Source organism: Porphyrobacter sp. THAI-01a, from assembly GCF_056868655.1.
Window position 1 is genome coordinate 1,018,141 of the sequence record NZ_CP180579.1, and the last position, 23,093, is coordinate 1,041,233.

The 23,093-nt window shown below is 68.4% G+C and carries 22 protein-coding genes and 1 other RNA gene; 7 read left to right on the top strand and 16 right to left on the bottom strand.

The genetic code is table 11. The features are described from left to right. Positions 1-42: 42 nt before the first annotated feature. From ACMX37_RS04915 to typA, 4 genes are all read right to left on the bottom strand, one after another. Positions 43-438, bottom strand: coding sequence for a VOC family protein (locus ACMX37_RS04915; protein ID WP_483147775.1), 396 nt, complete (start codon positions 436-438; stop codon positions 43-45). Positions 439-577: 139 nt separating this feature from the next. Then, the gene (putP, locus tag ACMX37_RS04920; RefSeq protein ID WP_483147776.1) at positions 578-2,050 is read right to left on the bottom strand and encodes a sodium/proline symporter PutP; all 1,473 of its coding nucleotides are present in this window, start codon (positions 2,048-2,050) and stop codon (positions 578-580) included. 65 nt (positions 2,051-2,115) lie between these two features. After that, the gene (locus ACMX37_RS04925) at positions 2,116-2,442 is read right to left on the bottom strand and encodes a hypothetical protein (RefSeq protein ID WP_483147777.1); all 327 of its coding nucleotides are present in this window, start codon (positions 2,440-2,442) and stop codon (positions 2,116-2,118) included. Between the two features lie 83 nt (positions 2,443-2,525). Continuing rightward, on the bottom strand, positions 2,526-4,358 hold the full coding sequence (gene typA, locus ACMX37_RS04930; RefSeq protein ID WP_483147778.1) for a translational GTPase TypA: 1,833 nt from the start codon (positions 4,356-4,358) through the stop codon (positions 2,526-2,528). A gap of 406 nt (positions 4,359-4,764) precedes the next feature. On the opposite strand from typA, the gene ACMX37_RS04935 reads away from it, so the two are divergent. Further along, positions 4,765-7,341 carry a TonB-dependent receptor gene (locus tag ACMX37_RS04935; RefSeq protein ID WP_483147779.1) on the top strand — a complete coding sequence of 859 codons (2,577 nt, stop codon included), beginning with the start codon at positions 4,765-4,767 and terminating at the stop codon, positions 7,339-7,341. Between the two features lie 141 nt (positions 7,342-7,482). Continuing rightward, complete coding sequence (locus ACMX37_RS04940) at positions 7,483-8,337, top strand: hypothetical protein (RefSeq protein ID WP_483147780.1); 855 nt, start codon at positions 7,483-7,485, stop codon at positions 8,335-8,337. Positions 8,338-8,345: 8 nt separating this feature from the next. Here the strand turns inward: ACMX37_RS04940 and ACMX37_RS04945 are convergent, their stop codons facing one another. After that, positions 8,346-10,871 (bottom strand): ABC transporter permease, encoded by a 2,526-nt coding sequence (locus ACMX37_RS04945; RefSeq protein ID WP_483147781.1) that lies wholly within the window; start codon positions 10,869-10,871, stop codon positions 8,346-8,348. Continuing rightward, positions 10,868-11,569: an ABC transporter ATP-binding protein gene (locus ACMX37_RS04950; RefSeq protein WP_483147782.1), complete on the bottom strand. Its 702-nt coding sequence runs from the start codon at positions 11,567-11,569 to the stop codon at positions 10,868-10,870. The genes ACMX37_RS04945 and ACMX37_RS04950 overlap by 4 nt, the downstream gene beginning before the upstream one ends. A 59-nt stretch (positions 11,570-11,628) precedes the next feature. Between ACMX37_RS04950 and ACMX37_RS04955 the strand changes: the two genes are divergently transcribed. After that, a complete protein-coding gene (locus ACMX37_RS04955; RefSeq protein WP_483147783.1) occupies positions 11,629-12,345 on the top strand; it encodes an arylesterase in 717 nt (238 codons plus the stop codon). Between the two features lie 219 nt (positions 12,346-12,564). On the opposite strand, the gene recF is transcribed toward ACMX37_RS04955, so the two are convergent. Further along, positions 12,565-13,653: a DNA replication/repair protein RecF gene (gene recF / locus ACMX37_RS04960; RefSeq protein WP_483147784.1), complete on the bottom strand. Its 1,089-nt coding sequence runs from the start codon at positions 13,651-13,653 to the stop codon at positions 12,565-12,567. Between the two features lie 241 nt (positions 13,654-13,894). Between recF and ACMX37_RS04965 the strand changes: the two genes are divergently transcribed. Beyond that, the gene (locus tag ACMX37_RS04965) at positions 13,895-14,008 is read left to right on the top strand and encodes an enoyl-CoA hydratase (protein ID WP_483147785.1); all 114 of its coding nucleotides are present in this window, start codon (positions 13,895-13,897) and stop codon (positions 14,006-14,008) included. Positions 14,009-14,185: 177 nt separating this feature from the next. After that, positions 14,186-14,401, top strand: coding sequence for a PspC domain-containing protein (locus tag ACMX37_RS04970; RefSeq protein ID WP_088914850.1), 216 nt, complete (start codon positions 14,186-14,188; stop codon positions 14,399-14,401). Between the two features lie 106 nt (positions 14,402-14,507). Here ACMX37_RS04970 and ACMX37_RS04975 read toward each other — a convergent pair whose 3' ends face one another. The 5 genes from ACMX37_RS04975 to ACMX37_RS04995 all read right to left on the bottom strand — a co-directional run bounded on the left by ACMX37_RS04975 (position 14,508) and on the right by ACMX37_RS04995 (position 18,045). Next, on the bottom strand, positions 14,508-15,290 hold the full coding sequence (locus ACMX37_RS04975) for an SDR family oxidoreductase (RefSeq protein WP_483147786.1): 783 nt from the start codon (positions 15,288-15,290) through the stop codon (positions 14,508-14,510). A 3-nt stretch (positions 15,291-15,293) separates the two neighbouring features. Beyond that, positions 15,294-15,815: an NUDIX hydrolase gene (locus ACMX37_RS04980; protein WP_483148366.1), complete on the bottom strand. Its 522-nt coding sequence runs from the start codon at positions 15,813-15,815 to the stop codon at positions 15,294-15,296. Positions 15,816-15,925: 110 nt separating this feature from the next. After that, positions 15,926-16,600 (bottom strand): TPM domain-containing protein, encoded by a 675-nt coding sequence (locus ACMX37_RS04985; protein WP_483147787.1) that lies wholly within the window; start codon positions 16,598-16,600, stop codon positions 15,926-15,928. Between the two features lie 3 nt (positions 16,601-16,603). After that, entirely contained in the window at positions 16,604-17,437 is an 834-nt protein-coding gene (locus ACMX37_RS04990) for a TPM domain-containing protein (RefSeq protein WP_483147788.1), read from the bottom strand. A 5-nt stretch (positions 17,438-17,442) separates the two neighbouring features. Next, the gene (locus ACMX37_RS04995; RefSeq protein WP_483147789.1) at positions 17,443-18,045 is read right to left on the bottom strand and encodes a LemA family protein; all 603 of its coding nucleotides are present in this window, start codon (positions 18,043-18,045) and stop codon (positions 17,443-17,445) included. 175 nt (positions 18,046-18,220) lie between these two features. Between ACMX37_RS04995 and mscL the strand changes: the two genes are divergently transcribed. Both mscL and ssrA read left to right on the top strand, forming a co-directional pair. Then, positions 18,221-18,643 (top strand): large conductance mechanosensitive channel protein MscL, encoded by a 423-nt coding sequence (gene mscL, locus ACMX37_RS05000; protein WP_483147790.1) that lies wholly within the window; start codon positions 18,221-18,223, stop codon positions 18,641-18,643. Between the two features lie 10 nt (positions 18,644-18,653). Beyond that, positions 18,654-19,032, top strand: a transfer-messenger RNA (tmRNA) gene (gene ssrA / locus ACMX37_RS05005). Positions 19,033-19,096: 64 nt separating this feature from the next. Here ssrA and ACMX37_RS05010 read toward each other — a convergent pair. From ACMX37_RS05010 to ACMX37_RS05025, 4 genes are all read right to left on the bottom strand, one after another. Continuing rightward, entirely contained in the window at positions 19,097-19,351 is a 255-nt protein-coding gene (locus ACMX37_RS05010) for a hypothetical protein (RefSeq protein ID WP_483148367.1), read from the bottom strand. A 93-nt stretch (positions 19,352-19,444) separates the two neighbouring features. Continuing rightward, the gene (locus tag ACMX37_RS05015) at positions 19,445-20,692 is read right to left on the bottom strand and encodes an N-succinylarginine dihydrolase (protein ID WP_483147791.1); all 1,248 of its coding nucleotides are present in this window, start codon (positions 20,690-20,692) and stop codon (positions 19,445-19,447) included. A 117-nt stretch (positions 20,693-20,809) separates the two neighbouring features. Next, positions 20,810-21,826, bottom strand: a complete 1,017-nt coding sequence (locus ACMX37_RS05020) for an arginine N-succinyltransferase (RefSeq protein ID WP_483147792.1) — start codon at positions 21,824-21,826, stop codon at positions 20,810-20,812. Further along, positions 21,823-23,013 (bottom strand): hydrolase, encoded by a 1,191-nt coding sequence (locus ACMX37_RS05025; RefSeq protein WP_483147793.1) that lies wholly within the window; start codon positions 23,011-23,013, stop codon positions 21,823-21,825. The genes ACMX37_RS05020 and ACMX37_RS05025 overlap by 4 nt, the downstream gene beginning before the upstream one ends. Positions 23,014-23,093 lie beyond the last annotated feature (80 nt).

Genomic DNA, 23,093 nt, shown 5'->3' on the forward strand with positions numbered 1-23,093 from the left:
CGTCGGCTAAGCGAAAATTGACCATCGCCCCCGGGAAATCCCCTAGGGCAGGCTGTCCTCGACCTGCTCCCACAGCTCGATCTTCACCCCGTCGGGGTCGAGCAGCCAGGCGAACTTGCCGTAGCCCTCGTCCGCCTCGCCGAGGATCTCCACGCCCTTGTCGCGCAGCATCGCGGCAAGGCCGGTTACGTCATCGACCCTGAGGTTGATCATGAAGCCGCCGGTGCCGGGCCGGATATACTGGTCGTCGGCAAAGTGGCTGATGAGCGAATAGGGGTGCGCGCGCGGCTCGTCGGCCCAGGCGAACTGCGGGCCGTAGGGGCCGTCGATCCCCAGCATGTCGCGATACCACGCGCGGGTCGCCTCGGGATCGCGCACCACGTAGAACACCCCGCCGAGCCCCGTCACCCGCGGTCCTGCCTTGTCGGAACCCGTCATGCCCTGTCCTCCCAGCCGCGATCATGCCTCAAGGCACGGCTACGGGGAAGGGCGCGAGGCCCACATCCGACCCGGTTGGGGGAGAGGGCGGGGCGGCGCGGGCCTCGCACAGCCCTGTTCGCCGCAGGCGTGCCCGCGGTTACAGCGCCGCGCGCCTGCTGTCGGCGCCGAGCAGGCTCACCGCCACGATCGCCGCCAGCGCGGCGAGGAAGCCCGGCACGATCTCGTAGAGGCCGGGGCCACCCAGAAAGGCCTTGTTCCACCCCAGCGCGATCCACCCCGCGACCACCGCCGCCCCCGTCACCAGCCCCGCGACCGCGCCCGCGCCGGTCATCCGGTCCCAGGTCAGCCCCAGCAGGATCAGCGGGCCGAAGGCCGCGCCGAAGCCCGCCCAGGCGTTTGCCACCAGCCCCAGCACCTCGCTCTCCGGATCGGCCGCAATCACCATCGCCGCTGCCGCCACCAGCGCGACGCTGACGCGCCCGATGTTCACCGCCTCGCGCTCGGAGGCATCGCGGCGCAGGAACAGGCGGTAGAAATCCTCGGTCAGCGAGGAGGAGGAGACCAGCAGCTGCGAGGAGATCGTGCTCATGATCGCCGCCAGCAGCGCGGCATAGAGGAAGCCGGTTACGGCCGGGTGGAACAGGAGGTTGGCGAGGATGATGAAGATCGTCTCGGGGTCCTCGACCACCAGGCCGTTGCGCTCGACATAGGCGCGCCCTGCAAGCCCCATCGCCACCGCGCCGACCAGCGAGATCACCATCCAGCCCATGCCGATCCAGCCTGCGCGGCGCACGTTCTCAACCCGGTCGATCGCCATGAACCGCACGATGATGTGCGGCTGGCCGAAATAGCCGAGGCCCCAGGTCACCGCGCTGACGAGGCCGATGGCGGTGAGGCCTCCGGTGAGGCTCAGGAAGCCTTCCTGCGGCACGGCGAGGATGCTGCCACCTGCGCTCCCGCCGGGGCCGAACATGATCACCAGCGGCATCACGACCAGCGCGACCATCATGATAAGGCCCTGCACGAAGTCGGTGAGGCTGACCGCGAGGAACCCGCCGATCATGGTGTAGACCAGCACGATCCCGGCGGTGATCCAAATGCCGAGCATGTAGTCGGAAAGCCCCGTCGGCGGCAGCACGCCGGCAAAGGCGGTCGCGAAGAGCTTGCCCCCGCCGACCATGCCGCTCGCGGTGTAGACGGTGAAGAAGGCGACGATGATCACCGCCGAGGTCACCCGCAGCAACGTCGCGCGCTCGGGGAAGCGGTTGGCGAGGAATTGCGGGATCGTGAGCGCATTGCCCATCCGCTCTGTCTGTTCGCGCAGGCGCGGGGCGACGATGATCCAGTTGAGCGCGGCGCCCGCGGTGAGCCCGATGGCGATCCACGCCTCGACCAGCCCCGAGGCATAGAGCGCGCCGGGCAGCCCCAGCAGCAGCCACCCCGACATGTCCGAAGCCCCGGCACTGAGCGCCGCCACCGAAGGCGGCAGATTGCGCCCCGCCAGCAGGTATCCCGCGCTATCCTGCGTCGACTTGCGCCAGGCATAGAGCCCGATGGCGAGCATGAGGACGAAATAGGCGGCCAGCGTGGCGAGGGTGTAGGGGTTCATGCGGGCGGGGGTAACGGGTGCAGGCGCGCTTGGCCAGCGGCCGCGTAGGCCCCCGCTTCAATCGTTCACAGGGCCGTTACCCGCAACACCATGTCATAGCTGGCGCCCGGTCCTTCCACCCGGGCTTCGACCCAGGGACGGAAGCCGGCGTCGACGGCGAAGATCTGCGTCACGCTGGCCCCTGTCTTGCCGTCCGCATGCATGACCCGGTTGGTGCCGGAGCAGGTGAGGCTGATGCGGACGTTGTCGCCGCCGCCCCATGCCGTGGCCACCACCACCTGCTGTCCCGCCTCGCTTGCGGCAAGCTCGAAGCGTTTGCTGAAGCCGCTCGCAACGCCGGTCGCGTCGCCGACCTGCACGCGGCCGCCAGTCTGCCGATCGATCTCGTTCATATGTCCCCCCTCCTGTTCCAGGCCGGAGGATTAAGCGGCAATCCGCAAGGGCGCAACAGGGAGAACGCGGGGGTGCGGGAGGATCAATCCTCCTTCTTGCGCCGCGCCTTCTTGCGTTCGTGCGGGCACAGGATCGCCTTCCTCAGCCGGATCGACTGGGGCGTCACTTCGACCATCTCGTCGTCGTCGATATAGGCGATCGCCTGTTCGAGGCTCATGCGGCGCGGCGGGGTGAGGCGGATCGCGTCGTCCTTGCCGCTCGAGCGGATGTTGGTCAGCTGCTTGGCCTTGAGCGGGTTCACCTCGAGATCCTCGGGCTTGGCGTTCTCGCCGATCACCATGCCTTCGTAGACCTTCATCTGGGGGCTGATGAACAGGGTGCCGCGCTCTTCCAGCGAGTTCAGCGCATAGGCCACCGCCTCGCCGTCACCGTTCGAGATCAGCACGCCGTTGATGCGCCCCTCGATGGGGCCCTTGTAGGGGCCGTATTTCTCGAACAGGCGGTTCATGATGCCCGTCCCGCGCGTGTCGGACAGGAATTCGCCGTGATAGCCGATGAGGCCGCGCGAGGGGGCGGAGAAGGTGATGCGGGTCTTGCCCTGGCCCGAGGGGCGCATTTCGGCGAGGTCGGCCTTGCGGCGCTGCATCTTCTCGACCACCGTGCCCGAGTGTTCGTCGTCCACGTCGATCACGACGGTCTCGTAGGGCTCCATGCGCTGGCCGTCTTCCTCGCGGAACAGCACCCGCGGGCGACTGATGCCGAGTTCGAAGCCTTCGCGGCGCATCGTCTCGATGAGAACGCCGAGCTGGAGTTCGCCGCGCCCGGCGACCTCGAAGCTGTCCTTGTCCTCGGATTCCGTGACGCGGATCGCGACATTGGTTTCCGCCTCGCGCAGCAGGCGGTCGCGGATCATGCGGCTCGTGACCTTGCTGCCCTCGCGGCCCGCGAGCGGGCTGTCGTTGACCGAGAAGCGCATGGCGAGCGTCGGCGGGTCGATCGGCTGGGCGGCGATCGGCTCGGTCACGCTGGGATCGCAGATCGTGTTGGCGACGGTCGCCTTCTCGAGGCCCGCGATGGCGATGATGTCGCCGGCGCGCGCGATGTCGACCGGCACGCGCTCCAGCCCGTCGAAGCTCATCAGCTTGGTGGCGCGGCCGGTTTCGATCACCTTGCCTTCGGCGTCGATGGCGTGGATCGGGTCGTTGACGCGGATCGTGCCGGACTGGACGCGGCCGGTCAGCACGCGGCCCATGAAGTTGTCGCGGTCGAGCAGGGTCGCAAGGAAGGCGAACTTGGCGTCCGGGTCGAGGCCGGGGGCGGGGACGTGCTCGATGATCTTGGCGAAGAGCGGGGCGAGGGTGCCCTCGCGCGCATCGGCATCCTCGCTGGCATAGCCCTCGCGCCCCGAGGCGTAGAGCACGGGGAAATCGAGCTGCTCGTCATTGGCATCGAGGCTGACGAAGAGGTCGAACACCTCGTCGAGCACTTCCTGCGGGCGGCCGTCGGGGCGGTCGATCTTGTTGACGACGACGATGGGGCGCAGGCCGAGGGCGAGTGCCTTGCCGGTCACGAACTTGGTCTGCGGCATCGCGCCTTCCGCGCTGTCGACCAGCAGGATGACGCCGTCGACCATCGAGAGGATGCGCTCCACCTCGGCGCCGAAGTCGGCGTGGCCGGGGGTGTCGACGATGTTGATGCGGGTGGTGGTGCCGTCCTGTTCCCACTCGACGCTGGTGCACTTGGCGAGAATGGTGATCCCGCGTTCCTTCTCGAGATCGCCCGAATCCATCGCGCGTTCCTCGACCCGCTGGTTCTCGCGGAAGGTGCCCGACTGGCGGAAGAGCTGGTCGACGAGCGTGGTCTTGCCGTGGTCGACGTGGGCGATGATCGCGATATTTCTGAGGGCGGACGACATTCGGGAAAACTTCCGGTGAAAAGCCGGACGCGCTCGCATCCGGGCGGGGGAAACAGGAAACGCGGCCGGGGGCGCTCGCGTTAGGAGGGGATTGTGGCGGGTTGGCGACAGCGCCGGACGCTACGGCAAGCGCCGCGCCTGCGCCCGTGTGCTGCGATGCAACATCGCCGCGGCGCCTAGCAGGGGTGTGGCCCGGGGGCAAGCGCGGGGCTCCGCAGGGGGCAAAACCAGTGTGACTCTTGCGCAACATACTCCCTGTTCGACTGCCAAAAGCGGCAGGGCGCGGCTTGTCGGTCGCCCTGTGCTGGCTTATCAGGCGCCTCACACGACCACGGGAGAGAGCGCACAGGGAGGTGCGTGCCCGCAACGGGCGCCGGGGTCGCGGGATTTTTGGAGAGGAGCTTCCATGCGTTCGACCTTCACCGGCACCGCCGGCGCGTATCGATTCACCCTGCTCGCGGGTGCCGCGTCCTTCGCCCTGGCCATGCCGGGTGTCGCGCTGGCCCAGGACGGGGAGCCCGAAGTCGGGGCGCCCGAAAGCAGCAACGTCATCATCGTCACCGCCTCCAAGCGCGAGCAGACGCTTCAGGAAACCCCGATCTCGGTCTCGGTGACGAGCGGCGAGGTGCTCGAGCAGGCGCAGATCCGCGACGTGCTCGACCTGCAGACCGTCACCCCCTCGCTGCGCGTCAGCCAGCTGCAGAGCGCATCGGCCACCACCTTCATCATCCGCGGCTTCGGCAACGGCGACAACAACTTCGGGATCGAGCCCTCGGTCGGCGTGTTCATCGACGGCGTGTTCCGCTCGCGCTCGGCAGCGGCCCTGTCCGACCTCAACATGATCCAGCGCATCGAAGTGCTGAACGGGCCGCAATCGACCCTGTTCGGCAAGAACGCGAGCGCCGGCGTGATCTCGGTCGTCACCAAGGAGCCGCAGTACGAATTCGGCGGCCTCGTCGAAGCGAGCTACGGCAACTACAACGCCTTCGTCCTGCGCGGCGAGGTGACCGGCCCGATCAGCGAGAACGTCGCCTTCGCGCTCGACGGCAGCTACAACCGGCGTGACGGCTATGCCACCATCGTCAACCTCGATCAGGACCTTTCGGACCGCAACCGCTGGTCGGCACGCGGCCAGCTGCTGATCGAGCCGACCCCCGACTTCAAGATCCGCGCCATCGCCGACTATTCGGCGATCGACGAGGTGTGCTGCCAGGTCTCGACCCTGGTCGCCGGCCCGACGGCGGGCGCGATTTTCGCGGTCGGCGGCGCGCTCGACACGAACTTCTTCAGCTACAACACCTTCCTCAGCCAGGCCCCGCGCAACACCGTCGACAACTACGGCGGCTCGATCCAGGCCGACTGGAACGTGGGCAACCTGACCTTCACCTCGATCACCGCCTATCGCGAACTGAAGAACTTCCTCGACCAGGACGTCGACTTCACCAGCGCCAACGTCGTGACCGAAGTGCGTGACCAGAAGGTCGACACCTTCACCCAGGAACTGCGTCTGGCCTCGGACTTCGACGGCCCGATCAACTTCCTGCTCGGCGGCTTCTACTTCGACGAGTCGATCACCCAGGACAGCCGCCTCACGACCGGCGCTGACGCCCGGCGGTTCTTCAGCCTGCTGACCGGCAACCCCAACGTGTTCAACGGGGTCGAGGCCGCGCTCGGCTTCCCGCAGGGCGCGATCTTCAGCGCCGGACCGCTGACCGCCGAGCAGTTCGCGATGGACAACAAGGCATGGTCGGTGTTCGGCACCGTGGACTTCGAGCCGGTCGACGGCCTCGTCTTCACCGCTGGCTTCAACTACACCGATGACCGCAAGGACTTCGCGCTGTCGCAGCAGGCCTTCGACGAGCTGTCGAACACCAACCTCGTCGATGCCTTCATCACCATCGCGAGCGGCGGTGCGGTGCGCAACCGGGCGCAGTTCCAGGCGCTTCCGGCGGCCAACCAGCAGGCGCTGCTGGCGGCGGCGACCAACCCGGCGACCAACCCCTTCCTCGGGCTGACGCCGTTCCAGTTCCAGCCGCCGTTCCTGAACGTGCCCAACTCGGTCGAGCCGGGCCGCACGCAGGACGACCAGTTCACCTACCTGCTGCGCGCCGCCTACCAGGTCTCGAACGAGGTCAACATCTACGCGAGCTACGCGACCGGCTTCAAGGCGAGCTCGATCAACCTCTCGCGTGACAGCCGTCCGGTGTTCGGCGATTTCATCCCGGGCCCGGGCCGTTCGACCTTCGCCGCACCGGCCTCGCCGGTGACGAACGCGGGTCTCGCGGTTCCCAACCTCACCACCGGTTCGCGCTTTGCCGGGCCGGAAGAGGCGGAAGTCTACGAACTGGGCATGAAGGCGCAGTGGCCGGGCTTCGGCTTCAACCTCGCGCTGTTCGACCAGACCATTCAGGGCTTCCAGAGCTTCCTGTTCACCGGCACCGGCTTCCAGCTGAACAACGCCGGTCAGCAGTCGGTGCGCGGCTTCGAGTTCGACGCCACGATCCGTCCGAGCGACAGCCTGGTGTTCACCTTCGCGGCGACCCACCTCGATCCGAACTTCGACAGCTTCACCGCGAGCCCGGTGGGCGACCTGACCGGCTTCCGTCCGGGTGGCATCCCCTCGTGGAGCCTCGCCACCTCGGCGACCCACACGCTCGAATTCGGCAGCAGCGGCAACAAGCTGATCAGCCGCATCGACTATGCCCACGAAAGCAATGTCGCGATCAACAACGGCCTGCCGACCTTCAACGGCCCGGTGACTGCCCGCCGCGACCCGCGGATCTTCCAGCGCGAGACCAACCTGGTCAACGCCTCGATGATCTTCCAGATGGAGAACGGGCTCGAAGTCGGCCTGTGGGCGCGCAACCTGCTCGACGACCAGTTCATCATCACGGTGTTCGATGGCGTCGCTCAGGCCGGCACGGTTTCGGGCTATCCGAACCAGCCGCGCACCTACGGCGGTCTCGTGCGCTTCCGCTTCTGATCGCGAGGGGGCTTCCGCCCCCCCGGCAAAAAAAGGCCCCGCACCGGCAAGGTGCGGGGCTTTTTTGTGTTTGCGCCAAGGGCTTGGCCGGTGCATTCCTGCCCTTGCGGCAAGGGGATGACCGCAAGGGGGTTACGCACAATGCAGATCGGGCGCGTGTTTGCGACGAGTTTCGCCATGCTGCGGCAGAGGTTCTGGAAGCTGGCGGGGATGTGGGCGGTGTTCTTCGCGATCCAGATCGCGGGCTCGATCGCGCTGGGCGTCGGGATCGTGATGATGAGCCTGTCGGGCATGGAGAGCCTCGAGGGGCTCGAGGACACCCAGGCGATCGCCGGCATGGGGATCGGGATGCTGGCGATGGTGGTGCTGTTCTACGGCGCCTATCTCGTGCTGGTGCTGGCGCAGCAGGCGGCGATGGTGACGCTCGCCTCGCCGCTGGAGGAGCCCGCCTTCGGCCCGGCGATGGCGCGGGGCTTTCGCAGCGCCCTGCCGTTCTTCGCGGTCGCGCTGCTGCTGGTGACGGCCTATGTCGCCCTTGCCGTGGCGGTGGAGACGGCGACCGGCGGCGCGGGCGGGGAAAACTCGGCCGCGGGCACGGTGATCGGTCTCGTGCTGCTGCCGGTGGGGGCCTATCTCGCCTGCCGCTTTTCCGTGCTGGTGCCGGTGGTGGCGGTCGACCAGGTGTTCAACCCGCTCGCCGCGCTGCGCCGCTCGTGGGTGCTGACGCGCGGCAAGGTGATTTCCATCCTGCTCGCGCTGATCGCCTTGACGGCGCTGATGGCGGTCGGGCTTGGCCTGCCCTTCGTGCTCGTGTTCAGCGCGCTGCCGGACGGCGGGGACTATCCTGCCGCCTCGGAGGGCGTGGTGCTCGTCGGGGTGCTGCTGATCGTGCTCCTGTTCATCCTCGTCACCATCTTTGCGGCCGCCTTCAACGCCGCGCTGCACAGCGAGGTGACGGGTGGCGGGGCCGAGGCGCTCGAGGAAGTCTTCGCCTAGAGTTCCCGTTACAGCTCTCTCAGGGCCCGCGCCGGCTTTGCCCGCAGCAGCGGCAGCGAGCCGCCGAGCGCGAAGGCCAGCACGAGGCCCACCCCGAGCCCGAGCACGGCGAGAACCTCGCCCCAGTCGGGCAGCCAGTCGAATTCGAACAGCTGGGTGATCACCACCCAGGCCAGCCCCCCACCGAGTGCCAGCGCGACTAGCGCGAGGACCCCGGCGATCAGCCCGTATTCGGCCAACTGGAGCAGCAGCACCTGCCGCCGGCTCGCGCCCAGCACGCGCAGCATCACCGTGTCGTAGGTCCGCGCCGAGCGCGCCGCCGCGATCGCGCCCATCAGCACGGCGAGCCCCGCCAGCACCGTCACCGCCGCTGCCGCCAGCGTCGCGAGGCTCACCTGCTGTAGGAGCTTCCTCGCCTCGACCAGAATGCCGCCCACCTCGATCACCGAGGACGAGGGCATCTCCTTCACCATCGCGCGCAGCAACCGGCCCCTCGCGGCGCTGTCGGCACCATCGGGCAGGTCGATGGTCGCCGACAGGTTGTGCGGCGCATCGGCAATCGCGTTGCGGCTGAACACCAGCGCGAAGTTGAAGCCCATGCTCTCCCAGTCGATCTCGCGCAGGTTGGCGACGCGGGCGGTGCGCTCCACCCCGAGGATGCCGATGGTGAGGTAGTCGCCGGGCTTCAGCCCCACCGCGCGGGCGAAATCGGCATCGACCGAGACCAGCGGCTCGCCCTTGTGGAAGGGGCTCCACCATTCCCCCGCCACCACGCGGTTGCCTTGGGGCAGGGTGTCGGCATAGGTCAGCCCGCGCTCGCCGCGCAGCGCCCAGGCGCCTTCGGGGATTTCCTTGAGGTCGGCGACGCGCACCATCTTGTCCTTGGGCCCGTAGGCAAGCACCGCGCCGCGCATCGTCGGCACGGTGCGGATCCCGGCCTTGGGGAACTCGCCCTGCACCAGCTCGAAGAACCGCGGCTCCTTGGCGGGGGGCACGTCGAGCACGAAGTAATCGGGCGCCTCCTGCGGCACGCGGCTCTGGATATTGCCGTCGATCGCGCTCTGCACCGCCGCCAGCAGCACGAAGGCGGCAAGGCCGAAGCCCAGCGCCGTCACCAGCGCCCCCGTCGGCGCGCCGGGACGGTGGATGTTGGCGATGGCGCTCCTCAGCAGCGGATTGGCCGGGCGCGGCAGGCGGCGGGCGAGGGTCTGGATCCCCCAGCCGATTCCCGCCAGCAGCACCAGCGCGCCGCCTGCGCCGAGCAGGAACCCGCCCGAGAGCATCGGCTGCGCGGTCGTCGCCAGCGCCAGCGCGCAGATCGCCGCAAGGCCGAGCGCCGTCGCCAGCAGCGCGCGCCTGTCCCTCGCCAGCGGCACGATCCCCGAGCGCATCAGCGCCATCGCCGGGAAGGTCCGCGCGCGCAGCAGGGGCGCGGCGGCGAAGGCGAAGGCGACGAGCAGGCTATAGCTCGCCGCCAGCAGCAGCGCCGGGAGCGAGACGATGAAGCCGCTCTCGACCGGAAGCAGACCCTGCAAGGCCCCCGCCAGCAGCGGCGTCACCGCCACGCCCGCCGCCAGCCCCGCAAGGCTCCCGGCGAGCGCCGCCACGCCGATCTGCATCGCGTAGATGCGCACGATGTCGGAGGAGGTCGCGCCCAGCACCTTCAGCGTCGCGATGCTCGCGCGGCGCTGGTCGAGATAGGAGGAGACGCCGCCCGCGATGCCGATCCCCGCGATCACCAGCGCGGCCAGCCCCACCAGCGTCAGGAAGTCGCTCATCTGCCGCACGAAGCGGTCCGCGCCGGGCGAGGCGCGGTCGCGGGTGCGGATGTCGAACCCGGCGGTCGGGAACTGCTTGGTCAGCGCGTCCTCGACCACCTCGGGATCGCGCCCCGCATCGGCGAAGGCCACGCGGTGCTTGCTCTGGTAGAGCGCGCCCGGTTGCAGCAGCCCGGCGCGGGCAGGAATGTCCTGCGCGGTGATGATCGTCGGGCCGAGCTGGAAACCTTCGGAGAGGCGGTCGGGCTCGTCCGCGATCACCCCTGCGGCGCGCAGGGTCAGCGTGCCGACCCTGAAGCTGTCGCCCACCGCGATGCCGAGCCGTTCGAGCGCGGTCGCGGCGAGGTAGGCGTCGTTGCCCGAGGGCGCGCCGACGCGGCGCCCGTCGGCCAGCTCCAGCCGGCCGAACATCGGCCATTTCGCATCGACCGCCTTGAGCTCGACCGGCGCCGCCGCCTCGGGCGTGCTCGCCATCGCCTGCATCCGGTAGCCGCTGGAGACCTCGCCATAGGCGCCAAGCGCCTCGACTTCCTCGGGCCTGAGGTCGCGCTGCCACACCTCGACCTCCAGATCGCCGCCGAGCAGCTCCTGCCCGCTCGAGGCCAGTTCGCGTTCGATCGCGGCGGTCAGGGTCCCGATCGCGGCGAGCGCGGCCGTGCCGAGGAAGATGCACACCAGCAGCAGCCTCAGGCCCCGGAAACGCGCGTTGAGATCGCGCCGGGCGATGCGCCACGCCGTGCCGAGCGGCAGGCTCATGCGGCGGCCTTCGCCCGGGTGTCGGAGACGATCACTCCGTCCGCCATGGTCAGCACCCGCTCGCAGCGCGCGGCAAGGGCGGCATCGTGCGTGATGATCAGCAGCGTCGCCCCGGTCTCGGCGCGGCGGGCAAAAAGCAGCTTGATGATCTCCTCGCCGGTCGCGGCATCGAGATTGCCGGTGGGTTCGTCGGCGAAGATCAGGTCGGGCCGCGGGGCGGTGGCGCGGGCGATGGCGACCCGCTGCTGCTCGCCGCCTGAAAGCTGGGTGGGGTAGTGCCCGGTCCGATGCCCGAGGCCGACCGCCTCCAGCTCGGCCAGCGCGCGGGGGGCAGCATCGGTCATGCCCGCGAGTTCCATCGGGGTGGCGACGTTCTCGGCGGCGGTCATGGTGGGCAGGAGGTGGAAGGCCTGGAGCACAATCCCGATCCGTCCCCGCCGCGCGGCCGCCAGCCCGTCCTCGTCGAGCGCCGCGAAATCTGCGCCGGCGACATCGAGGCTCCCGCTGCTGGCGCGTTCTAGGCCGGAAAGCACAGCCATCAGCGAGCTCTTTCCCGATCCCGAAGGTCCGAGCAGCGCCACCACTTCCCCGCGCGGTATGTCGAGATCGATCCCGCGCAGGATCGTCACCGGCGAAGCTGTGCTGCCGAGGGTGAGGGTGAGGTTGCGGGCGCTGATCGCGAGAGAGGGGCTTGTCACGGGGTTCCGATGGCATAGGTGATGGGTTGCAACAAGCTACAGGTATGGAAGGTGTGCAGATGCACAAGCGCTCTTGGTCGAATATTGCCCTCGCAGCCGCCGCGTCGCTGGCGCTCGCGGCCTGCGGGGAGGCGGCGGACGAGGCTGCGCCTGCCGCCCCGCTGGCCGAGGACGGCCGGCCCGAACTCCCCGCCGTGCCGGTGATGGGGCCCGAGCGCGTGATCATCGCCTTCGGGGACAGTCTTTTCGCAGGCTACGGCCTCGACCCGCGCGACGCCTATCCGGAAAAGCTCGAGGCGGCGCTGCGGGCGAAGGGAATCAATGCCGACGTGGTGAACGCGGGCGTCTCGGGTGATACCAGCGCGGCGGGGCTCAACCGGCTGGAGTTCACGCTGGCGGCGCAGAAGACGCCGCCGGCGCTGTTCATCCTCGAACTCGGCGGCAATGACCTGCTGCGCGGCATCTCGCCCGAGCAGACCCGCGCCAACCTCGGCAAGATGCTGGCGATCCTGCAGAAGCAGAAGGTGCCAGTGCTGCTGATGGGGATGCGCAGCCCCCCGAACTACGGGCCGGAATACCAGGCCCAGTTCGATGCGATCTACCGCGATCTGGCGAAGGAATACGGCGCGGCGCTGATCCCCTTCTGGCTGGAGGACATCTATCGCGACGCGGCGCTGTTCCAGTCCGACCGCATCCACCCGACCGCCGAGGGGATCGAGAAGCTGGTGGAATCGACCTTGAGCGAGGTGCAGGGGGCCCTGCCGCCGGCCGAATAGGCGGGCGCAGTTTGGCGGCTGCGGCCGATTTCCTACTGGAAGCGGGGGGCTTTATGGGGGGAGCGCGGCTCTTTCCCATTGTCAGGCAGCGGCGACGCCCCGGAAGGGCCGAAGAAGCGAAACATGGTGTCAACTTCGGTTTTGCGCTTCAAGAATATGATTTTACAGCGGAATTACTGTAGGATTGCGAAGCTTACAGTGTCAACTTTGTAAATTTCGCTAGAGCCGCTCGACGCCTCCGCCCGCCACCCGCCAGACCGCAGCCTCGGCGCGGATCGGATCGAAGGGGGCAAGTTCGGTGCCGGTCATCCAGACCTGGGCCTTGCCGGTCCGCAGCCGGTTGAACAGCTCGGTCCGGCGCACCGGATCGAGATGGGCGGCGACCTCGTCGAGGAGCAGCACCGAGGGTCGTCCGGCGGCGGCAAGGATGCCGTGGGCGAGCGTGATGGCGATCAGCATCGCCTTCTGCTCGCCGGTCGAACAGGACGCGGCGGGCTGGCCGGTGGAGGCCATCTTCACCTGCAATTCGTCGCGCTGCGGGCCGGTGAGAGCGCGCCCGGCGGCGCGGTCGCGCGGGCGGGCGCGGGCGAGTTCGGCGCGCAGGGCGGTCTCGTCGGTGGGGCCGCCGGGGAGATAGGCGAGCGCGGGCCGCGCGAAGGGCTCGGGGGGCAGGGCGGACAGCTCGTCGGCGAGGCGCAGCACGAGGTCGGCGCGGGTCCGGGCGACGGATGCGCCGTGCTCTGCGACCTGCGCCTCGACGGCATCGAGCCAGCGCGGATCGGCGCGGTTCTCGAGGAGCTTGCCGCGCTCCCGCAAGGCCGCCTCGAGCGCATTGACGCGGCGCGCATGATCGGGGGCGAGGGCGAGCGCCATGCGGTCCATGAAGCGCCGCCGCGCCCCGGCGCTGTCGGTGAACAACCCGTCCATCGCAGGGGTCAGCCACGAGAGCGCAAGCCATTCGGCAAGGCTCGACGCGGTGGCGGGCGCGCCGTTCACCCGCACCAGCCGCCGCGCCGGCTGGCCAGCCTCGGTATAGGTCCCGATGCGGGCGGAGACGGTGCCGGCCTCGGTCAGGCTCGCGCCAATGGCGAAGGGGAGCGGCGCATCGCCGGGCACCGCGCGGCGCGCCAGATCGCCGAGGTTCGCGCGCCGCAGCCCGCGCCCCGGACCGAGCAGCGAGAGCGCCTCGAGGAGGTTGGTCTTCCCCGCCCCGTTCTCGCCCACGAGGAGATTGAAATGCGCGGTCTCGCCGAGGTTCGTCGCGGCGTGGTTGCGGAAATTCTCGAGGCTGATGCGGCTGAGGCCCATGGCTCGGGCGGGGGTAGCGGGAGGGGGGAGATTTGGCCAGACGCGAGGCGGCTAAATCGCCGATCCCAATGCTTGGGAAAAATTCCCAAGCTTTCGTTTCGCTGAACGGCGCGTTTGCGTGGAGCAAGGATCGAAATGGCGGAAATCCGCCGTTTTTCGAGTTTGGCACGCCTCCTGCAATGTATCTGGCATCCCGGGATGGTCCCGGAAACATCGCAAGAAACACCAAAGGAGACTTCCAATGACCGCCATCGAAACCAGCAACCGCCTGTTCGCCGCCGCCTTCTCGGTCGTGCTTTCCGCCGCCGTCTTCGCCTACGCGATCATCCCCGCCACCCCGACCCTCGTCGCCTGATCATCAACCACCCGACCAAGACAAAGGACCAATGACCATGTTCTCCCCCGACCAGACCGCCCGCTTCGCCTCGGCCGCTTTCGCCGTCATCCTGACCGTCGCCAGCTTCGCCTACGCGATCGTTCCCGCCACCCCCGGCCTGACCGCCTGATCGAACCCGCAAAGGACAACAGACAGATGAACGACATCACCGGTCACTCCGGCGGCAAGCCGCCCAGCCGCGGCTTCCGCCTCGACAAGACCAACGGCAAGATCTTCGGCGTTTGCGCAGGGATTGCCGACCACTTTGGGATCGACGCCATGCTGGTGCGGATCGGCTTCGTCGCCGGCACCCTGCTCGGCTTCGGCAGCTTCATCCTGATCTACCTGGCGATCGCGCTGATCGCGGATTGAGTGCAGCGCCAGACAAGCGGTTCCCGGTTATCGGGCCGCTGCACCTGATCGAGAAAACCGGGAAGGGGCCTTCGGGGCCCCTTTCTTTTTGCCCGGCGCCTGCTGATCACATCGCCGAAATGCCGCCATCCAGCTTGAGCTCGGCCCCGGTCATGAAGCGGCTCTCGTCGCTGGCGAGGTAGACCACCGCATTGGCGATGTCGTTGGGCTCGCCGACGAACTTCAGGGGGATCTGCCGCGCGAGCTTTTCCATCAGCACCTCCTTGTCGAGCGCATGGGCCCGGGCGGTGCCGTCGAGGATCGGGGTGTCGACGAAGGTCGGGTGGACCGAGTTGCACCGGATGTTCATGCCCTTCTTCGCGCAGTGGAGCGCAATCGACTTCGACAGCATCCACACCGCCGCCTTCGAGGCGTTGTAGGCCGGCATGGTGTCGCTCGCGATCAGCCCCGCGATCGAGGAGATGTTGATGATCGAGCCTGGCGCATGCTCGCGCATCAGCGGCAGCGCCTTCTGGCAGCCGTGGAAGATCGAATTGACGTTGATGTCGAAGCACCGCTGCCAGTCGCCGAAATCGCAGGCCTCGATGTTGCCGGGAACGCCGATCCCGGCATTGTTGACGAGCACGTTCAATCCGCCGAGCTTTTCGCGCGCGGCATCGACCGCGGCTTCCCACTGGGCGGGGTCGGTGACGTCATGGGCCATGCCGAAGGCGGTGCCTTCGCCCATTTCCGCGTTGACGATCGTCGCCGTCTCCTCCGCGCCCGCGCCGTTGATGTCGGTCGCCAAGACCCGCGCGCCTTCCTGCGCCAGCCGGATGCAATGCGCCCGGCCGAGGCCCTGCGCAGCCCCGGTCACCAATGCGAGCTTGCCCGCCACACGTCCTGCCATGTCCTATTCCTCTCCCAAGTATCCCGGTGTCAAAAGCATCGCTATCCGCACATCGACCGCATGGCCAGCCCTGCGCCATTCGGCGACGAAGCGCGACAGATCGCGCAGGGCGACGCGGTGGACGGTGATGTTCTCGCCCTCGGTCCCCCCGCCCTCGCTCGCCCGTTCGAGCGCGGTTGCCTTCAGCAGGGTGAAGCATTCCGAGACCATGCCGGGCGAGGAGTAGAACTCGCCCAGCACCTCGAGCGTGCCGGCGCGGTAGCCGGTCTCCTCCTCGAGCTCGCGCGCGGCGGCGAGGGTGGCATCCTCGCCTTCCTTGCCCTCGTCATCGCCGATCAGGCCGGCGGGAATCTCGAGGCTGAAGCGGCCCAAGGGGACACGATACTGGCTGACGAGGATCACGTGGCGGGTGCCGTCCGGGTCCTCGTCGAGCGCGATGATCGCCGCCGCCCGGATGCCGCGGGCGCGCCCGACATATTCCCAGCGGCCGCGCTTCTTCGCGGTGATGAAGCGCCCCTCCCACATCACCTCTTCGGGAAGGTCGGCATCGCGGTCTCGTTCCAAGGGGGGCTCCGTCGGCTGGGGAAGGACGGCCCTTCGACAGCTTCGCGCGGCGGGTCAATAGGGAAGGGGAGCTAAACCTCGATCAGCCGGTCGGGCAGCTCGTTCACGTCCTCGGCGCCGCGCGGGAAATGCTCGGCGAGAACGAAGCCGACATCGCGGATGCCGACCACGAGGCCCTCGGCCACGTCGCCCTTGCGGATCAGGGCGAGCATGTCGCCCATCGCCTCGCCCCACACTTCGGCGGAGACCTTGGCCGCGATGCTTTCGTCGGCGACGATCTCGGCGCGGTGCTCGCGCATCGAAAGGTAGATGAGCACGCCGGTGCGCCCGGTCGTGCGCCGTTCCGCGCCGACCTTGAACTGGCGCACCGCCTGGTTGTGGACGCGGATCGTCTTGGTCGGGCCGGGGATCAGCGCGAACTTGAGCGGCTGCCACTGCTGCACGAGCAGCACCGCGAGGAACTTCACCAGCCCGAGCCCGATCACCATGCTGGCGAGCTCGCCCGTGGTCCATTCGTGGCCCCATCCGCCGATCAGGCGATCCCACAGGTCGAGGAAGGGCTGGGGGAGGGCCGCGAAGACGCTCATGGCGGTGAAGGCCGCGCCCGCCGCCCACAGCAGGGCGACATCGGTGTAGCCGTCCGACGCATCGGCCAGGACCGTCACGATCTCGCCCGAGGTGGCGCTCTCCGCCTCCGTCACCGCCGCGCCGACGCGGGCGCGCCCGGCATCATCAAGATAGGCCATGTCTCACCACCCTCCCGAGGCGCCGCCGCCCCCGAAGGAGCCGCCGCCGCCGGAAAACCCGCCGCCGCCGCCCCAGCCGCCGCCTCCGCCGCCGCCGCTGTTGATCATCCCGCGCGCAATCGCGCTGCCGACTTCCCACAGGATGATGTCGCGCGCCGTATCGCCGAGATCGCGGCTGCCCCAGGGGCCTTTCCCGCGCGAACGGTAGCGCCGGCGCCGCCCGCGCCCCGCGAGCAGCGGCAGGACGAAGAAGAAGAACATGAAGGCCAGCCAGATCAGCACGCCGACAGGAAAGCCGCCATCGCTCTCGCGCGCCTTGCCCGCCTCGGCGGCGACCTTGGCGGCCTCCTCGGGCGGGAGCTGCAACTGGGCGATGATCGCGTCGGTCCCGGCCTCGATCCCGCCGGAGAAATCCCCGTCGCGGAAACGCGGCAGGATCTGGTTCTGGATGATCAGCGATGAGAGCGCGTCGGTGAGATAGCCCTCGAGGCCATAGCCGACCTCGATCCGTACCTTGCGATCATTCGGCGCGACCAGCAGCAGCGCGCCGTCGTTGCGTGTCGCATCGCCAAGGCCCCAGGCGCGGCCCAGCTGGTAGCCGTAATCGGAGATGTCGTAGCCTTGCAGATCGGGGATCGTCGCGACGACAAGCTGGCGCTGCGACTGGGTTTCCAGCGCATCGAGTTTGGCTGTCAGCGCCGCCTCGGCCTCGGGGGTGAGCAGGTCGGCATTGTCGACCACGCGCCCCGTCAGTTCGGGAAATTGCGGCTGCGCGGCGAGCGGCGCGGCAAGCCACGCCGCTGCGGCCGCGAGCAACAGGACAAGCGAGCGGAGCACGCCGCTCAGTTCGACGTCATGTCGAGCGTCGGCGCGGCCTCGGCGCCTTCGGTCACGGCCTTGTAGGGCACCATCGGTTCGGCCCCGTGGATGATGTTCGCGCCGATCGAATCCGGGAAGGTGCGGATCGTGGTATTATACTTGCGCACCGCCTCGTTGTAGTCGCGGATGGCGACGGCGATGCGGTTTTCCGTCCCTTCGAGCTGGCTCTGCAGCGCGAGGTAGTTCTGGTTCGACTGGACCTGCGGATAGGCCTCGACGCTGGCGAGCAGGCGGCCGATCCCGGCGCCGAGCTGGCTCTGCGCGGCGGCGAACTGCTCCATCTTGGCCGGATCGTTGAGATCGTCGGCGGTGATGTTGACGCTGGTCGCGCGGGCGCGCGCCTCGGTCACCTGGGTCAGGATCGTGCGCTCGTTCTCGCCTGCTCCCTTGGTCACTTCGGCGAGGTTGGGGATGAGGTTGGCGCGGCGCTGGAACTGCGCCTCGACATCGGCCCACTTGGCCTTGGCCTCCTCCTCGGCGGTCGGGACCGAGTTGATCCCGCAGGCGGCAAGGCTCAGCGCGGCGAGGGCGGCGAAGGCGCCGCGCAGGGTGGTGGCGAGAGTCATGTGGCAATCCCTCCTGAAAGCGCGCCGGGAGGCATTCCGGCTGCGGACAATCTGTATTGCGCATATAGCACACCACTTTGCCCGTTCAAGCGGTGGACTGACAGCACCCTCACGCTTGGCAGAGCGGCGTGCGGGTGCCAGAACATCCCCAACGGCAATGGCAAAGGGGATCATTATGCTGTCGGAATTCAGGGCTTTCATCGCCAAGGGCAATGTCATGGACCTGGCGGTCGGGGTGATCATCGGCGCGGCTTTCGGCGCCATCGTCAAGTCGCTGACGGACGAGATCATCATGCCGGTGGTCGGCGCGATCTTCGGCAATATCGACTTCTCCGACCGCTACGTCGTGCTCTCGGGCGAGGTCGCCCCGGGTACGCCGCTTGCCGCCGCGCGCGAGGCGGGGGCGAATGTGCTGGGGCTGGGCGCCTTCGTGTCGGTGGTAATCAACTTCCTGATCCTCGCATTCATCATCTTCATGATGGTGCGCTACGTGAACAAGGTGACCGCGCAGTTCGCGAGGACCGAAGAGGCCGCCGCACCCGCCGGCCCGACCGAGGTGGACCTGCTGATCGAGATCCGCGACGCGCTGAAGAAGTAAGCACCGCCGCTCACTTCACATTAAGCTCGCAATCGCTATATGGGTCCTTGCCGGTTTCGGCCGGCTATGACGATAAACTGCTGCGTGCAATAGACGCAACGGACCCGGGGGCAGTACCCGGCGGCTCCACCACTTGGGCCGAGCAACACGGTCAGCACGCATGAAGCGTGCCGACCGAGCGGCTCAGCTGATGGGGCCGAACCAGGATCGACGTGTGTTGAAAAGCGTAGTTTTCGTCCGGGCTGAGTAACCCGTTAAAGGCTCAAAACCCATAAGTGCCAACGACAACGAAGCACTTGCTCTCGCTGCGTAATGTGACGGCCTAGCGGCCTGAATTTACAAAGCTACGAGCACGGTTCGGACCGAACCGGGTAACAGAATCGGAAACCGGGCGCCCGGGGGAGCGTAGCAACAGAATCCCCCACCTTCCCCGGCCGCCCGAGGATCGGCCCCCTAGTCGCGGACCGGCACCTGCGCCTCGCGCAGTTGGGCCACTTCCTTCTCGAGCTTCAGGCAATCGAGAATCTTCGCGCCCGCCAGGAACACCGCGCCGGTCGTTGCGAGGAACAGCAGCTTGCCGCCGAAGCCGGGATATTCGTGCAGATAGACCATCCCGCGCGCGCTGGAGCCGAGGGCGAGCGCATAGATGATCAGGAACGCCTCGAAGCGCGTCTTGATCACGAACAGCCTTCCCAGCTTGCCCAGCATGGCGTCTCCCGGCGCATAGTGCGACCCGCCCATGGCTGAGTCGCCTTAACAACGGGGTAACCTTACGCCTGCGCGGGCTTGGCGCCAAACGCGTTAACCAAGCTGTGCCAGATCGAGCGCCTCCAGCAGGGCGAGGCGGGCTGCAATCACGCTGTCCGCCAGCGCGGGTGACCCAAGATCGGACGGATCGATCTGCTCGGGCCAATGCGCGGCTATGACCTTTTCCAGCAGGTCGGCCTTGGCCTCGTCGAGCAGGAAGCGCGGGTCGACCGTGGCCGGATCGCACACCACCCTGAGGCGCAGACAGGCGGGGCCGCCGCCGTTCGCCATCGACTGGCGCACGTCGACCGGAATGACCTGCCGGATCGGGCCATTGCCTGCGAGCATCTCCTGCGCCCAGCCCCACACGGCCGCGCTCTCGCGGCATTCCTCGGGCACGATCAACGCCATGCTTCCATCGGGCAGGGTGAGGAGCTGCGCGTTGAACAGATAGGTGCGGATCGCCTCCTCGAGGCTGACGGCCGAGGAGGGCACTTCGACCACCTCGAGTGCGGGGAAGGCGGCGCGGATCGCAGCAAAGGCGCCCTGCTGGTCGGCGAAGGCCATGTCGTGGGTGAACAGCACCCGCCCGTTGGCCACCGCGACCACGTCATTGTGGAAGGCCCCCGCCGCGATCGCCTCGGGGTTCTGCTCGATGAAGACGGTTCGCTCGGGCGCGAGGCCGTGGGCGCGGGCCACGAGGCGGCTTGCCTGTTCGTGCTGGCGCGCGGGGAAGCGGCCGCCGGGCTTGCCGTAGACGAACACCTCGACGCCCGGTGCCTCGTGGCTTTCGCACAGCCGCATGTGATTGGCCGCGCCCTCGTCGCCGAAGGTCGGCGGGACGGCATCGTGGATCGCGAAGTGGCGGGTGTCGGCGAAGGCGATCTTCAGCTGCGCCTGCGTGTCGGGCCATTCCTGCGCGCGGTGGAGCATGGTGACGAGGTTCGCCGGGGTGAGATGGCAGCGCCCGTCGGCGGTGTCGCGCGCGGGGCTCACGGTCGCCGCATTGGCGGTCCACATCGAGGAGGCCGACCACGGCGCGGCGCGAAGTTGCGGGGGCTCGGTGCCGTCGAGCGCCAGGGCGGCCTCGAGCGCGCGGTTGGGGCGGGGCAGGGGCAGGAGGAATCCCTGCACGCCGAGCCGCCCGAGATTGCCGCGCATCTTCGCCACCCCCTGCAGCGCCGCCGCGCGCGGATAGGACGGATCGCCCGCATGGCTCGCGCTGGCGATATTGCCGAGGCTGAGGCCGGCGTAATTGTGCGAAGGGCCGACGATCCCGTCGAAATTGATCTCGGTAAGCACTCTCACAAACCTCCGTTCGCCCTGAGCCTGTCGAAGGGCTGTTCTTCTTGATGACCCGTGGCACCCAAGAAAGTGCAGGGCTTCGACAAGCTCAGCCCGAACGGGTTGGGGGTAATCCTACCGCGCCACGCTCCACACCATGTCGCCCTCGCACACGTCGAGCAGGTCGGCGCTGGCGCTGTCGATCGCGATGCCCCCTTCGCCGTCGAGCACCCGCGCGCCGAAGCAGGCGCGGAAGGTGCCGAGGCGGCCGGTGGCGAGGATCGCGCGTTCGCCCTCGGCCACGTCGAGTGCGGTGACCCGCGCCTCGCTGCTGTTGCGCACGCTGGCGACATTGTCGGTGCGTGCGACCATCGTCGGGCCGCCGTCGAAGATGTCGACATAGTTCTCGAAGCGGAAGCCCTCGTCCTCGAGCATCCGCATCGCCGCGCGGCCCGTGGGATGGGGGACTCCGATGACGCTGCGGGCATCCTCGCTCAGCATGGCGACATAGACCGGGTGCTTGGGCATGAGGTCGGCGATGAACTGGTTGCCGTGGATCGCGTTGAAATAGTCCGCGTCCTGAAAGCTCATCCCGAAGAAGCGCCCGGCGACACCCTCCCAGAAGGGCGATCCGCCGCGCTCGTCGATGATGCCGCGCAGCTCGGCAAGGATGCGCTCGGCAAAGCGCGGGCGGTGCATCGCGACGAACAGATAGCGCGAGCGGGCGAGCAGCAGGCCGAAGCCGCCGGCCCGCTCGCCCGGGTGAAGGAATAGCCCGCCGACCTCGCTCGATCCCTCGAGATCGGTCACGAGGCTGAGCAGTTCAGCACGCACCGTGCGGTCGAGTTCCTGCGAATACTGGGTGAGGGTGTTGAGCCGGTAGGAGTAGAACGGCCAGCGCTGGCCGACCTGGCTCATCAGCTGGCAGGTGCCGCGCACCGCGCCGGTGCGGGCGTTCTCGAGCACCAGCACGAAAAGCTCGTCGGCAAGCGTGTCGGCATCGCGGGCGAAGGCCGCCTCGGCGCGCTCGAGCTTGGTGCGCAGCGCCGCGCGGTCGGGCGGAAGGTTGGTGAAGCCCCCGCCGGTCAGCTTGGCCATCTCGTAGAGCGCCTCGAGATCGGCGGGGCGCGCAGCGCGCAGGCGGAAGGTCACGATATTGCTCCCTGAGCAAGACGCTCGATCACGCGGGCTGAAAGCGCCGCGCGTTCGGCAAGGCTGGGGACGATGAGGTATTCGTCCGGCGAATGGATCGCGCCGCCGCGCACCCCCATGGTGTCGACCACGGGGACGCCGCAGGCGGCGATGTTGTTGCCGTCGCACACCCCGCCGCTCGATTGCCAGCGGATGTCCTGCCCGAGCTCGGCCCCGCAGGCGCGCACGAGATCGAACAGCCTCTGTGCGGCGGCATCGACCTTTTTCGGCGGGCGGGTGACGCCGCCGTGGCGGTGGGTGGCGACCTCGTGGGCGGTCTGGATGTCGATCAGCAGGTGGTCGAGCGCATGGTCGAACGCCGCGCCCGCTTCCACGGTCCTAGGTCGGATGTTGAAGCGCAGCACGGCATGGTCGGGGACGACATTGTTGGCCGACCCGCCTTCGAGCTTCGCCGGGTTGATGGTGATCTCCGGCGTCTCCAGCGCCTTCAGCCGCAGGATCAGGTCAGCCGCCGCGACGATGGCGTTGCGCCCTTCGTGCGGGTTGCGCCCGGCGTGGGCGGATTTGCCGGTGAAGGTGATGGAATAGTTCCCGGTGCCGCCCCGTTCATGCGCCAGCGTGCCGTCGGGCAGGGCCGCGGGCTCGTAGGTGAGCGCCGCCATCTTGCCCGCGGCGAGCTCGGCGATCAGCGCCGCGCTGGCGAGCGAGCCGGTCTCCTCGTCGGAATTGATCAGAACGTCGTAGCCGAGGGCCGAGGCGCCGGGGGTGGCCTCGAAAGCCATCAGCGCGTGCAGCATCACCGCAATCCCGCCCTTCATGTCGGCAACGCCCGGCCCGTTCAGCGTCTCCCCGTCGAGCCAGCGCTGGTGCTGGAACGGGTGATCGGCTGGAAATACCGTGTCCATGTGGCCTGTCAGCAGAATGCGCCGGTTCGCCTGCGGGCGCACCCGCACCATCAGATGCCGGCCGTGCGGCTTGTCGAACGCAGTGCCGTCGGCGGCGATGGCGGTGACGGGGGCGGGATCGACCAGTTCGACGGTGCCGGGCAGCACCGCGAAGGCCTCGGCCAGGGCATCGGCCTGCTCGGCCAGACCGGCGAGATTCGCCGTGCCGGTGTTGATCGCGCTCCACGCGCGCACCTGCGCCAGCATCGCGGCTGGGTCTATTGTTCCCATGGTCCCGTCCATCGCCCCCCTCTAGCCGTCTCAAGGCGCTAGTCCAACCCGTTGCAATCGTGGCAGCGCTGCGCCATAGGGCGGCCCGTCCT